Annotated in this window: 13 protein-coding genes; 9 read left to right on the top strand and 4 right to left on the bottom strand. The window is 68.5% G+C overall.

Annotated elements, in window-relative coordinates; all coding sequences use genetic code 11:
* Positions 1-120 precede the first annotated feature (120 nt).
* Complete coding sequence (locus FCU40_RS04625; protein WP_168073182.1) at positions 121-594, top strand: RcnB family protein; 474 nt, start codon at positions 121-123, stop codon at positions 592-594.
* 193 nt (positions 595-787) lie between these two features.
* Positions 788-1,159, top strand: coding sequence for a hypothetical protein (locus tag FCU40_RS04620; protein WP_168073181.1), 372 nt, complete (start codon positions 788-790; stop codon positions 1,157-1,159).
* Positions 1,160-1,231: 72 nt separating this feature from the next.
* Here FCU40_RS04620 and gatB read toward each other — a convergent pair whose 3' ends face one another.
* The gene (gene gatB, locus FCU40_RS04615) at positions 1,232-2,728 is read right to left on the bottom strand and encodes an Asp-tRNA(Asn)/Glu-tRNA(Gln) amidotransferase subunit GatB (protein ID WP_168073180.1); all 1,497 of its coding nucleotides are present in this window, start codon (positions 2,726-2,728) and stop codon (positions 1,232-1,234) included.
* 293 nt (positions 2,729-3,021) lie between these two features.
* Between gatB and FCU40_RS04610 the strand changes: the two genes are divergently transcribed.
* A complete protein-coding gene (locus tag FCU40_RS04610; protein WP_241693544.1) occupies positions 3,022-3,576 on the top strand; it encodes a hypothetical protein in 555 nt (184 codons plus the stop codon).
* 55 nt (positions 3,577-3,631) lie between these two features.
* On the opposite strand, the gene gatA is transcribed toward FCU40_RS04610, so the two are convergent.
* Both gatA and gatC read right to left on the bottom strand, forming a co-directional pair.
* Complete coding sequence (gene gatA, locus FCU40_RS04605) at positions 3,632-5,104, bottom strand: Asp-tRNA(Asn)/Glu-tRNA(Gln) amidotransferase subunit GatA (protein ID WP_168073177.1); 1,473 nt, start codon at positions 5,102-5,104, stop codon at positions 3,632-3,634.
* The gene (gatC, locus tag FCU40_RS04600; protein WP_004620088.1) at positions 5,104-5,391 is read right to left on the bottom strand and encodes an Asp-tRNA(Asn)/Glu-tRNA(Gln) amidotransferase subunit GatC; all 288 of its coding nucleotides are present in this window, start codon (positions 5,389-5,391) and stop codon (positions 5,104-5,106) included. The genes gatA and gatC overlap by 1 nt, the downstream gene beginning before the upstream one ends.
* Before the next feature lie 82 nt (positions 5,392-5,473).
* Here gatC and ruvX point away from each other — a divergent pair, with 82 nt between their 5' ends.
* The 6 genes from ruvX (at position 5,474) to dprA (ending at position 11,027) form a co-directional block, all read left to right on the top strand.
* Positions 5,474-5,944 (top strand): Holliday junction resolvase RuvX, encoded by a 471-nt coding sequence (gene ruvX / locus FCU40_RS04595; RefSeq protein ID WP_168073175.1) that lies wholly within the window; start codon positions 5,474-5,476, stop codon positions 5,942-5,944.
* Between the two features lie 100 nt (positions 5,945-6,044).
* Positions 6,045-7,040, top strand: a complete 996-nt coding sequence (locus tag FCU40_RS04590) for an aspartate carbamoyltransferase catalytic subunit (protein WP_168073174.1) — start codon at positions 6,045-6,047, stop codon at positions 7,038-7,040.
* Positions 7,037-8,347 carry a dihydroorotase gene (pyrC, locus tag FCU40_RS04585; protein ID WP_004620078.1) on the top strand — a complete coding sequence of 437 codons (1,311 nt, stop codon included), beginning with the start codon at positions 7,037-7,039 and terminating at the stop codon, positions 8,345-8,347. The genes FCU40_RS04590 and pyrC overlap by 4 nt, the downstream gene beginning before the upstream one ends.
* 96 nt (positions 8,348-8,443) lie before the next feature.
* Entirely contained in the window at positions 8,444-9,166 is a 723-nt protein-coding gene (locus tag FCU40_RS04580; protein ID WP_168073173.1) for a hypothetical protein, read from the top strand.
* 110 nt (positions 9,167-9,276) lie between these two features.
* Positions 9,277-9,933 (top strand): glycerol-3-phosphate 1-O-acyltransferase PlsY, encoded by a 657-nt coding sequence (plsY, locus tag FCU40_RS04575; RefSeq protein WP_168073171.1) that lies wholly within the window; start codon positions 9,277-9,279, stop codon positions 9,931-9,933.
* On the top strand, positions 9,930-11,027 hold the full coding sequence (dprA, locus tag FCU40_RS04570; protein WP_168073169.1) for a DNA-processing protein DprA: 1,098 nt from the start codon (positions 9,930-9,932) through the stop codon (positions 11,025-11,027). Before plsY ends, dprA begins: the two co-directional genes overlap by 4 nt.
* Here the strand turns inward: dprA and FCU40_RS04565 are convergent.
* The gene (locus FCU40_RS04565; protein WP_168073228.1) at positions 11,024-11,812 is read right to left on the bottom strand and encodes a hypothetical protein; all 789 of its coding nucleotides are present in this window, start codon (positions 11,810-11,812) and stop codon (positions 11,024-11,026) included. The genes dprA and FCU40_RS04565 overlap by 4 nt on opposite strands.
* Positions 11,813-11,867: the final 55 nt, after the last annotated feature.

Raw genomic sequence — 11,867 nt, 5'->3', positions numbered from 1 at the left:
AAGCCTGACCAGCTCATTCAGATCAGGTTCAGCCGAACGACCGCATCGTGCGTTTCAAGATCGAGGGAAGTTTCCAGGCGGCGTGTTTTCCAAAACCGTCGCGCCTTAGGAGAAGACGAGATGAAACGTCTGCTGCTCACCATCGCCGCCGTGGCCTCGGTGGCCGGGCCGATGGCCCTGACCGCCGGCGACGCGGCCGCCCAGGACCGAGGCCGCTGGGATCACGATCGCGGCTGGGATCGCGATCGCCGTGACTGGGACCGTGGCGAACATCGCGGCTGGGACCGCGGCGGTTGGGATCGCGACTGGGATCGCGGCCGTCACAACGGCTATTACTACAACAATCGCTGGGCCTACGGACCGCCCCCGCCCGCCTATTACGGCCGTCCTGGCTATCGCCCCGGCTATGTCGCCTGGTCGCGGGGCGGGTATCTGCCCGGCTACTATCGTGGCGGCGGCTATATCGTCCATGACTACTATCGCTACCACCTGCGCCCGCCGCCCCGGGGCTACTACTGGTACCGGACTGGCAATGACTACGTCCTGGCCGCGATCGCCAGCGGACTGATCTTCGACGTCATCGCCAATCGCTAGACCTGAAGACCCTTAGGTCTCTAGACACGGCGTCCTGGGCTTTGCCTGGGGCGCCGTTTTGCCGCCATCCCCGCCTCGACCTCGCCGCGTATGCGGCCCAATGGCCTGATTGCGAAGTCAATTCGACCGCATTGCCGGGTCAGCGTTAGCCCCGCGTCACATTCCGACGCTGCAGTAATTTGGTCCCAACGCGATGAAGACCCTGCGCATCACGACGGTCGCCCTGACCCTGGCCGCGGCCGCCTACGCCGGCTCGGCCTTGGCCCAGACCGGCCTGCCGCCGACCTCGACGCCCGATCCCTCGCCCGCGCCGCAATCGACGCCCCCGACCAACGCCACGCCGCCCGGCAACCTGCCGCCACCGCCGCCGCCCGTGGACAATCCCGGCACCACGACCGCCCAGCCCCCCGCGCCGCCGCCGCCGCCGCCGCCGGGCGTCGCCGACGAGAGGACCGCGCCAACTCCTCCCGATAGGGCCGCGAAGAAGGGCAAGAAGCACAAGCCCGGCCCAGAAGCGCCCATGACCGGACCGGACTCCATGTCCCCGCCTGGCCCGCCCCACTAGACCTACGCATCAACGAAGAAGGGCCCGCGGCTTTCGCCCCGGGCCCTCGTCATATCCGCTGACCGGTCGATGCTACTCGACGCCGAGCTTCTGGCGCAGCAAGGCGTTGACCGTGCCGGGGTTGGCCTTGCCGCCCGTGGCCTTCATGACCTGACCGACGAACCAGCCCAAGGCCTGCGGCTTGTCCTTCACGGCCTCGGCCTTGTCCGGATTGCCGGCGATCAACTCGTCGATGGCCTTCTCGATCGCGCCCGTGTCGTTGATCTGCACGAGGCCGCGCTTCTCGACGATCTCCGAGGGACGGCCCTCGCCGGCCCACATGTGCTCGAAGACCTCCTTGGCGATCTTCGACGAGATCGTGCCATTCTCGATCAGCTCCACCAGCTGGGCGATGTCCGACGACGGCAGCGGCGAGTTCGCGAACTCGGTCCCGGCCGCCGACAGCTTGGCCAGCAGCTCGTTGGTGACCCAGTTGGCCACCAGCTTGGCGTCGCGCCCCTTCGCGGCGGCCTCGAAGTAGTCGGCGCGATCAGCGTCGATGATCAGCACGCCGGCGTCATAGGCCGACAGGCCGTACTGGCTCTGCAGGCGCGCCTTCTTGGCGTCCGGCAACTCCGGAAGGGTTTCCTCGATCGACTTCACCCAGGCCGAGTCCAAAACCAACGGCAGCAGGTCGGGATCGGGGAAGTAGCGATAGTCGTGCGCCTCTTCCTTGCTGCGCATCGAGCGGGTCTCGCCCTTGTTCGGGTCGAACAGGCGGGTCTCCTGGTCGATCTTGCCGCCGTCCTCGAGAATCTCGATCTGGCGGCGGGCCTCGTACTCGATGGCCTGCTGGATGTAGCGGTACGAGTTGACGTTCTTGATCTCGCAGCGCGTGCCCAGGTGGCTGAAGTCGCCCGTGGCGCGGAACTTCTCGTAGTCGCCCGGACGGCAGACCGAGACGTTCACGTCGGCGCGCAGGTTGCCCTTCTCCATGTCGCCGTCGCAGGTGCCCAGATAGACAAGGATGGTGCGCAGCTTCTTGACGTAGGCGGCGGCCTCTTCCGAGGTCCGCATGTCGGGCTTGGAGACGATCTCCATAAGAGCCGTGCCCGCGCGGTTCAGGTCGACATAAGTCGCGTTCGGATCCTGGTCGTGCAGCGACTTGCCGGCGTCCTGTTCCAGGTGCAGGCGCTCGATGCGCACGTCGAAGGTCGTGCCGTCATCGCGCTCGACGGTGACGACGCCCTCGCCGACGATCGGCTGGTCGAACTGGCTGATCTGATAGCCCTGCGGCAGGTCCGGATAGAAGTAGTTCTTCCGGTCGAAGCGGCTCTTCAGATTGATCTGGGCCTTCAGGCCAAGGCCCGTCTTCACGGCTTGCTCGACGCAGAACCGGTTCAGCACCGGCAACATGCCCGGCATGGCGGCGTCCACGAGGCTGACCTGCTCGTTCGGACCCGCGCCGAAGCCGACGGCGGCGCCGGAGAAGAGCTTGGACTTGCTGGCGACCTGAGCATGCACCTCAAGACCGAGGACCATTTCCCAGGGGCCGGTGCGGCCTTGGATCTGTTTGGATTCTTGCGTCATGGGCGTCTCTCTACATCAAGCGAGCGGGGCCGGAAAAGCTTTCGACGCGCTTCTTGGAACGGTCACGCGTCCCGCCCCGTCCCAGAAGGCGCCAGCCCTCTTAAGTAAGCTGGACCGTCCAGATAAGCCTTCTCACAATAAGGCGAGTTTTGGTCGAAACATGCACTATTGCATGGCCGGGGAACTTCTGAGTTATCGCGCCGTTCGATTCCACGAACCGCTCACTCATGGAGGTAGAAATGGCTACGGCTCGTACTGCCCGCCCCACTCTTAATTTCGATACGGCGGAACCGATGGTTTCGACCGACCCGAATGCTTCGGCTCTGTTTCCCAATCAGCCGGTCTATGCTCGAAAGCCCTCGCGCAAGACCCGTGGCAACCTGCCCCTCATGGTCGGCGCGCCGGTGCTGGCCATCGTCGCCGGCGGCTTGATCTGGGCTTCAATGGCCGACCATCGCGACGCCCCGACCGATCCGGCGTCGCTGAGGAGCGCGACCGCCGCGACGGCCGCGCCGAAAACGGCCACGCCCGCCCCTGTCGAAGCCGCCGAAACGCCGGCGCCGGCCACTAAGCCGACGGAACTAGCCTCGAACGCCCCCGCGACGAAGGCGTCTCCCTCGACGCCGCGCGTCCAGTCGAAGGCCGCTACGGCTTCTCACCGAAGCAGCGCGAGCGAACGCGCTCCGGACGCCGAAAGCGCTTCGGCCAACGTCAGCGCCACCGTCCCGGCGTCTCCGCCCGTCGTGGCGGCGCCCGCGCCGGTCGTGGCCGCGCAGCCGCCTCTGGTGACCCCGCCCGCGGCCGCGCCGCAGCGTCAGACGGTTCCGGACACCGCGAACCCGATGTAATCCAAACCACTAAAGAAGAAGGGCGGCTCTTTCAGGAGCCGCCCTTTTCCTTAGATCACCACCACTTCTCGGCCTTGGCCTTGAAGCCAGCGGCCTTCTCGACCGCCCCGGCGACCGAGAACACCGTCGCCTCGTCCAGAGGCTTGCCGATGATCTGCAAGCCCAGCGGCAGACCATTGGCGTCGAGACCAGCCGGCAGGGAGAGGCCCGGCAGGCCCGCCAGGTTCGTCGTCACCGTGAAGACGTCGTTCAGGTACATGGCGATCGGATCGTTCGAATTCTCGCCCAAGCCGAACGCCGCCGAGGGCGCGGTCGGGGTGAGGATCGCGTCGCACTTCGTCCACGCGTTGTCGAAGTCCTCGGCGATGCGGCGACGCACCTTCAGGGCCTTCAGGTAGTAGGCGTCGTAATAGCCGGCCGACAGCACATAGGTGCCGATGAGAATGCGGCGCTTGACCTCGTCGCCGAAGCCGGCGGCGCGGGTGTTCTCGTAGATCTCGGTGAGGTTCGCGCCCTCTTCCCGCAGGCCGTAGCGCATCCCGTCGTAGCGGGCGAGGTTCGACGAGGCCTCGGCCGGGGCCACGATGTAATAGGCCGGCAGGGCGTACTTGGTGTGCGGCAGGCTGATGTCGACGATCTCGCAGCCAGCGTCCTTCAGCCAGGCGATGCCGTCCTGCCAAAGCTTCTCGATCTCGGCCGGCATGTTGTCGACGCGGTATTCCTTGGGGATACCGATCTTGAGGCCCTTCACCGACTTTCCGACGAACTGCGTGAAGTCCGGAACCGGCACGTTCAGGCTGGTCGAGTCCTTGGGGTCGTGACCCGACATCGAGGTCAGCAGGAGGGCCGCGTCCTCGACGGTCTTGGCGATCGGGCCGGCCTGGTCCAACGAGCTGGCGAAGGCGACGACGCCCCAGCGCGAGCAGCGTCCATAGGTCGGCTTGATGCCCACGGTGCCGGTGAAGGCGGCCGGCTGGCGGATCGAACCGCCGGTGTCGGTGGCCGTGGCGCCCAGGCACAGGTCGGCGGCGACGGCGGCGGCCGAACCGCCGGAGCTGCCGCCCGGCGTGAGGGCCTTGTCCGAACCCTTGGCGCGCCAGGGGTTGGTGACCGGACCGAAGTAGCTGGTCTCGTTCGACGAGCCCATGGCGAACTGGTCGAGGTTCAGCTTGCCCAGCATCACCGCGCCGTCGCGCCACAGCTGGCTGGTCACGGTCGACTCGTAGGTCGGCGTGAAGGTCTCGAGGATCTTCGAGCAGGCCGTGGTGCGCACGCCCTCGGTGCAGAACAGGTCCTTGACGCCCAGCGGCGCGCCTTCAAGCGGGCCGGCCTCGCCCAGCGCCCGGCGGGCGTCGGACTTGGAGGCCATGTCCAGCGCCTTTTCCGGGGTCTCCAGGATGTAGGCGTTCAGGGGGCGCGCGGCCTCGACGGCCTCGATGTGGGCCTTGGTCAGTTCGACGGAGGTGAATTCGCGCTTGGCCAGGCCGTCGAGCGCGGCGGCCAGGGTCAGCTTCGTGAGGGCGCTCATTACTCGACCACCTTCGGCACGACGAAGAAGTTGTTCACGGACTTGGGCGCGTTGCTGGTCACGCGCGCCGGATCGCCGCCCATGGTGACGACGTCGTCGCGCATCGGCAGACCGGAGGCCACGACGCTGGTCAACGGCTCGCAGCCGTCGGTGTCGACCTCGGCCAACTGCTCGATCCAGGTCATGATGCCGTTGAGCTCCTGAGCCAAGGCCTCGATGCGCTCTTCGGGTTCGGCGATGCGGGCGAGCCGGGCGACCTTCCGCACCGTGGCGGCGTCAATGGCCATGGGGATCTCCTGAAATTCGAACGCGTCGGTTACTAGGCCGGAGGCGAGGTTTCAAGCCGCGCGGCTCCTGATAAAGAGAGCCATGCCCGTTCTCGACATCGAAGACTTCGCCGCCGCCCTGCCCCAGTACGCCCCGATCGTGGGCCTGGACCCCGGCGAGAAGACCATCGGCGTGGCCGTCTCGGACGTCACCCGCACCGTCGCCAGCCCCTTGGCGCTGATCGAAAAGACCAAGTTCACGAAGGACGCCGAGACGCTGTTCAAGCTGATGGACAGCCGGGGGGCGGTCGGAATCGTGGTAGGCCTGCCGATGAACATGGACGGCACGGAGGGCGTCCGCTGCCAGAGCAACCGCGCCCTGGCGCGCAACATTCTGCGCCTGAAGCCCGACCTGCCCATCACCTTCTGGGACGAGCGCCTGTCGACGGCGGCGGTGACGCGGGTGCTGATCGACGAACACGACGTCTCTCGTAAGCGTCGCGACGAGGTCGTGGACAAGATGGCGGCGGGCTGGATCCTGCAAGGCGCGCTAGAGCGGTTGCGGGGGCTGTAGGCTCGCGCGCGCCCCGCCGGCTTGGAGCGGAAGCAGCGCGGAGCCTGTCGGGCGGGGGAAGCCTTTCCTTCCTCCCCAAAGCCGCCTATGAGGCGGGCTCATGACGGCTCCAGCCCATGATCCCGCCCGCGCCGCGATCGACGCGATCCGCGCCCGCGTCTTTGCGTTTCCCAAGCGCCATTTCCTCTCCGCCGGGGACCTGAACGCGCCCCAGGCGGCGGATCTGCTGGATCTGGCCGAGGCCTTCGTCGCCTTCAATCGCCAGACGTCCAAGACGCTCGACATCCTGAAGGGCCGGACGCTGATGAACCTGTTCTTCGAGAACAGCACGCGCACCCAGAGCTCGTTCGAGCTGGCCGGGAAACGCCTCGGCGCCGACGTGGTCAACATGAACCCCAAGACCTCGTCGGTGGCCAAGGGCGAGACCCTGATCGACACGGCGGTCACGCTGAACGCGATGCGCCCGGACCTGCTGGTCATCCGTCACGCCTCCTCGGGCGCGGCTAGCCTGCTGAGCCAGAAGGTCAGCGGCAGCGTGATCAACGCTGGCGACGGCCAGCACGAACACCCGACCCAAGCCCTGCTGGACGCGCTGTCGATCCGTCGCGCGTTTGGCCGGGTCTCGGGCCTGAGCGTGGCGATCTGCGGCGACGTTCTGCACAGCCGCGTGGCCCGTTCGAACGTCGCCCTGCTGCACACCCTAGGGGCCAGCGTGCGCCTTGTCGGTCCCCCGACCCTGATGCCGGCCCAGGCCGAACGCTGGGGCGTTACCGTCCATCACGACATGAAGTCGGGCCTGGCCGGCGCCGATGTCGTCATGATGCTGCGTTTGCAGCTGGAACGGATGCAGGGCGCGTTCGTGCCATCGACCCGCGAGTACTTCCGTTTCTACGGGCTTGATCGGGAAAAACTTTCCCGCGCCGCGCCCGGAGCCAAGGTCATGCACCCAGGTCCAATGAACCGAGGCGTCGAGATCGACAGCGACGTCGCCGACGATCCGGCCGTCAGCCTGATCCAGGACCAGGTCGAGATGGGCGTCGCCGCCCGGATGGCGGTGCTGACCAGCCTCGCCGCGCGCCTGGAGGCCAGCCAATGAGCAAATCGCCCGTCTCTCAGCCCCTGGCCTTCGTCAACGCCCGCCTCGTCGATCCGGAAAGCGGCTATGACGGTCCAGGCGGCGTCATCGTCTCCGAAGGCGTCATCGCCGACGTCGCCAAGGGCCGCGAATTCGGCAAATTGAGCAAGGCCGTTCGGGTCATCGACTGCGGCGGCGCCCTGCTCGCCCCCGGCCTGATCGACCTGCGCGTCCGGACGGGCGAACCCGGGGCCGAGACCAAGGAAACCCTGGCCAGCGCGGCCAAGGCCGCGGCCGCCGGCGGCGTCACCTCGTTCGTGGTCCAGCCCGACACCGCCCCCGCCATCGACGACCCCAGCATGGTCGACTTCATCCTACGACGGGCGCGCGACATCGACAGCGCCCGGATCCTGGTGGCGGGTGCGGCGACCAAGGGCCTTTCCGGCGAGCAGATGGCCGAGATCGGCCTCATGCGCGAAGCCGGCTGCGTCTATTTCACCGACGCGGGCAAGCCGATCGTCGACAGCAAGGTGATGCTGCGGGTCCTGACCTACGCCAAGGGCTTCGACGCGCTGCTGGCCCACCGTCCGGTCGACCCATGGCTCGCGCGGGGCGGCGCGGCCACTGGGGGCGAATTCGCCGGCCGCATGGGCCTGCCGTCGGTCTCGCCGATGGCCGAGCGGATCATGCTCGAACGCGACGTCGCCCTGCTGGAAGCCACCGGCGGACGCCTGCTGGTCGATCAAATCACCTCGGCGCAAGCGCTGGAGACCCTGGATCGCGCCAAGAAGAAGAAGCTTCGGATCAGCGCCTCGGTGTCGATCAACCACCTGTCCTTCAACGAGCTGGACATCGGCGACTATCGCACCTTCGCCAAGCTGAACCCGCCCCTGCGCGGCGAAGACGACCGCCAGGCGCTGATCGAGGCGCTGGCCAGCGGTCTGATCGATATCGTCGTCTCGGCCCACAACCCGGCCCCCGCCGAGGACAAGCGCCTGCCCTTCGACGAGGCCGTTCCCGGCGCCGTGGGTCTGGAGACCCTGCTGCCGGCCCTCTTGTCGCTGTACCACGACGATCGCATCGCCATGGTCGACCTGATCCGCGCCGTGACCCTCGCCCCGGCGGAGCTGCTGAGCCTACGCGGCGGCCGCATCGCCCCCGGCGCGCCCGCCGACCTGGTGCTGTGCGACATCGACGCCCCGATCATCGTCGACGCGGCGCGGCTGCTGTCGAAGTCCAAGAACTCGCCGTTCGATGGGCGTCGGTTGCAGGGCCAGGTGCTGATGACCGTGGTCGACGGCCGGGTCGCGCACCGGGCCGAGGGCTGATCCGCCAGGGTCGCGTCACTCAAAGATCATCGTTCGCCCATTGTAAATGACCCGATCCTCCCGCACAGTCCGCCGGCGAGAGTTCGGGATCCCCAGATGACCGCGATCGAAGCTGGCCGCCGGCCCGCCGCCAACGTCGGCCGGCGTTTCTACCTGATCATGTCGCTGCTGATGGCCGCGGTGTTCATCGGCGGCTTTGGCCAGACCGTTCCCGACGACTTCGCGCCGCCGGGCCTACCGCTGCTGTTCCATATCCACGGCGCGGTCTTCACCTGCTGGGTCTTGGTGTTCGTGGCTCAGCCGGCTTTCGTGGCGCGCGGCTCGATAAAGCTGCACAGGCAGGTCGGCTTGGCCGGCGCCGCGCTCGCCGGTCTGATGGTCGTCATGGGCCTGGCCGCGACGATCTCCGCCTTTCCGGCGCACAGGGTCCCGGCGTTCTTTCCGCCGACCATCTTCCTGGTCATGAACGTCCTCGGCATCCTGACGTTTGGCGGGCTGGTCGCTGGCGGGATCGCGCTTCGCCGCAAAGCCGAATGGCATAAGCGTCTCATGCTCTGCGCCACCGTCTCGATCCTGGGACCGGGTCTTGGCCGACTCTTGCCGATGGGATCGTTTGGCGCGGCGGCGCCGGCGGTGATGTTCGCGGTCATCCTGGCGTTCGCCCTGGCCGGACCCGTGGCCGACCTGATCGTCCGCAAGCGCGTTCACCCCGCCTATGCCTGGGGCGTCGGCGCGATCGTGCTCAGTACGGTCCTGATCCCGCCGCTCGCGTTCACGCCGCAAGCCGCGGCGCTGGTGAGTCTGCTGCGGGGGTTGTAGCGGCGCCAACGGCTATTTTGCCCTCTTCGTGAGTCTGCCCTAAACCTAAGGCGCAACTCACGCTTGCGTCGCGGTTGAACTCGCGCGCAACTCGCCCTAAGGTCGACTCCGTGCAAGATCTCGCCGCCGCCACCTACCTGACGCTCGCGATCGCCGTGATCGGAGGCTACCTGCTCGGGTCGATCCCGTTCGGGCTGATCGCCACGCGTCTCGGCGGCGCGGGCGACATTCGCAAGATTGGCTCGGGCAATATCGGCGCGACCAATGTGCTGCGCTCCGGACGCAAGGACCTGGCGGCCATCACCCTGCTGGGCGACGCCGGCAAGGGGATCGTCGCGGTGCTGCTGGCCCGCTTCCTGACCCATGGCGATCCGGCTGTGATCGCCCTGGCCGGCGGCGCGGCGTTCCTCGGCCACCTGTTTCCCGTCTGGCTTAAATTCAAGGGGGGCAAGGGCGTGGCGACCTTCTACGGCGTGCTGCTCAGCGCCTGCTGGCCCGTGGGCGTGGCGGCCGCCGTCACGTGGCTGGCCATGGCGTTCCTGTTCCGCATCAGCTCGCTGGCGGCCCTCACCGCGGCCGTGCTGGCCGCGCCGTTCGCCCTGGCCTTCGACCAGCCCTACCCGATGCTGGGCCTTTGCCTGTTCATGGCGGTCCTGATCTTCATCCGTCACCGGGAGAATATCGCCCGGCTGCTGAAGGGCCAGGAGCCGAGAATCGGCCAGAAGAAGAGCGCGGAGGAACCGCCTCCCGTCACCGGCGCGCCGTGATTCCAGGCCGGCTCTCGGACATCCAGCGCTTCGCCTGGCTGCGGCTGGCGCGCACCGAGACCGTCGGCCCCGTCGCCTTCGAGCACCTGATCACGCGGTACGGCACGCCCGAGCGGGCGCTGTCGGCTCTGCCCGATCTCTCCCGACGCGGCGGCCGCGCCGTACCGTTGTCCCTCCCGCCCCGCGACGCGATCGAGCGCGAACTCGAGGCCGGCGCGAAGCTGGGCGCGCGTCTGCTCTGTGGCGGCGAACCCGATTTTCCGCCCAGGCTGGCCGCCCTGGACCCGCCGCCGCCGGTCCTGTGGGCCCTGGGCCGCGCCGAACTGCTGTCGGAACCCAGCATCGCCATCGTCGGCGCCCGCATCGCCTCGGCGGCCGGGCAGCGCTTCGCGAGGCAACTGGCCACGGATCTTGGAACCGCCGGCCATGTCGTCGTGTCGGGCATGGCGCGCGGCATCGACGGCGCCGCCCACGAGGGCTCGCTCAAGACCGGCGCCGTGGCCGTGCTGGGCGGGGGCGTCGGCGACGTCTATCCGCCCGAACACGACAAGCTGCACGCCCGCCTCGCCGCCGAGGGCTGCATCGTCTCCGAAAGCGCGCCCGATCGCCGCGCGCAGGCCAAGGACTTCCCGCGCCGCAATCGCATCATCTCCGGCCTGTCACTGGGTGTCGTGGTGGTCGAGGCCGAGCTGAAGTCGGGTTCGCTGATCACCGCCCGCCTGGCCGCCGAGCAGGGACGCGACGTCTTCGCCGTGCCCGGCTCGCCGCTGGATCCGCGCTCGAAGGGCACGAACGACCTGATCCGCCAAGGCGCGATTCTGTGCGAGGGCGCCGAGGACGTCCTGCGGTCGCTGTCCGGCCACACTCACCTGCGCGAGCGCGACCACGGATACGACCCCCAGCCTGACGCGGATATCGACCACGACGCCCTGCGTGAAAGGGTCGCCGCCCTGCTTTCGCCGACGCCTATCTCGCGCGACGATCTGGTCCGCGCGGCCGCCGCCCCAGCCTCGGCGGTGATGGCGGCCCTGGTCGAGCTCAGCCTGGCGGGTCGGGCCGAGTTGCTGGACGGCGGATTGGTGGCGGGCGTTTAACCTCCAGCCCGCCGCGCGCCCTTGGCGAACAGCAGGTCGGACCATCGCCAGCGGCCGCCGCCCAGGGCGAACCTCGCGCCGCCGGGGCCGTCGTTGAGCGAGATCAGCACTAGGCCGCGCATCGGCTCGGCCTTGCAGGCCGCCGGGGCGAAGGCGACCTCCATCATGATCATCTCGCGCAGACCCGAAAGGCCGTCGCCTTCCTCGCCGTCGGTGCGCACCCAGTCGCCGCTCCACAGCAATGGCGTGCGGCCCAAGCCGACGGTCTCGGCATGGGCCCGCATCAGAGCGGCGCGGGCGCGGGGATTCTTCCGCAGGCCCTCCTGCAGCAGCCGAACCATGTCGCAGCCCGCCCCGCCGCCTCCGCCGCCCGCGCCCGAGCCGGCGGTGGCGGCGCCCTGCAGCTCGGAGTCCCCCAGGCCCATCAGCCGCGCCGGGGCCGGCTTGGCGCTGGCCGGCAGCGGTGTGACGTCCTTGGGGATGGGAGCCTTGGTCTTGCGGAGCGGGGACCGAGGGGCGGCCCTGGCTGTGGCCTTCGGCTTTTCCGGCGAAGGCTTCTTCTTGGGCGCCTTCGCCGGCGACTTGGGCGCTTCGTGCGGCGCGGGAGGCGGCGGCGGGGGTGGAGGCGGCGGCGGGGGATCGACCAGCGACACCTGAACCGACCGGGGTTCGGGCGGGGTCGGCGTCACATGGGCGGCGAAAAGCACCGCGACGGCCGCGACATGCGCGGCGAGGCTCACGATCAAGGCCGCGCCTCTTCCGCCCCGTCGTCTCCACCGCGCCATCTGCTCGCCACGCCACGGACCGATGCGCCGGCCCGAACGTCTGTGGACCACGGCT

It is taken from the genome of Caulobacter sp. SSI4214, from assembly GCF_012184455.1.
Lineage (GTDB): Bacteria > Pseudomonadota > Alphaproteobacteria > Caulobacterales > Caulobacteraceae > Caulobacter > Caulobacter vibrioides_E.
Note: the sequence above shows the minus strand (reverse complement) of the source record. Positions and strands in the feature narration are given on the sequence as shown.

Excerpts from the sequence above, each read along its gene's own strand:
- FCU40_RS04625 (WP_168073182.1), top strand. The coding sequence starts at position 121 with ATGAAACGTCTGCTGCTCACCATCGCCGCCGTGGCCTCGGTGGCCGGG.
- FCU40_RS04620 (WP_168073181.1), top strand. The coding sequence starts at position 788 with ATGAAGACCCTGCGCATCACGACGGTCGCCCTGACCCTGGCCGCGGCC.
- gatB (WP_168073180.1), bottom strand. The coding sequence starts at position 2,728 with ATGACGCAAGAATCCAAACAGATCCAAGGCCGCACCGGCCCCTGGGAA.
- FCU40_RS04610 (WP_241693544.1), top strand. The coding sequence starts at position 3,022 with ATGGTTTCGACCGACCCGAATGCTTCGGCTCTGTTTCCCAATCAGCCG.
- gatA (WP_168073177.1), bottom strand. The coding sequence starts at position 5,104 with ATGAGCGCCCTCACGAAGCTGACCCTGGCCGCCGCGCTCGACGGCCTG.
- gatC (WP_004620088.1), bottom strand. The coding sequence starts at position 5,391 with ATGGCCATTGACGCCGCCACGGTGCGGAAGGTCGCCCGGCTCGCCCGC.
- ruvX (WP_168073175.1), top strand. The coding sequence starts at position 5,474 with ATGCCCGTTCTCGACATCGAAGACTTCGCCGCCGCCCTGCCCCAGTAC.
- FCU40_RS04590 (WP_168073174.1), top strand. The coding sequence starts at position 6,045 with ATGACGGCTCCAGCCCATGATCCCGCCCGCGCCGCGATCGACGCGATC.
- pyrC (WP_004620078.1), top strand. The coding sequence starts at position 7,037 with ATGAGCAAATCGCCCGTCTCTCAGCCCCTGGCCTTCGTCAACGCCCGC.
- FCU40_RS04580 (WP_168073173.1), top strand. The coding sequence starts at position 8,444 with ATGACCGCGATCGAAGCTGGCCGCCGGCCCGCCGCCAACGTCGGCCGG.
- FCU40_RS04565 (WP_168073228.1), bottom strand. The coding sequence starts at position 11,812 with ATGGCGCGGTGGAGACGACGGGGCGGAAGAGGCGCGGCCTTGATCGTG.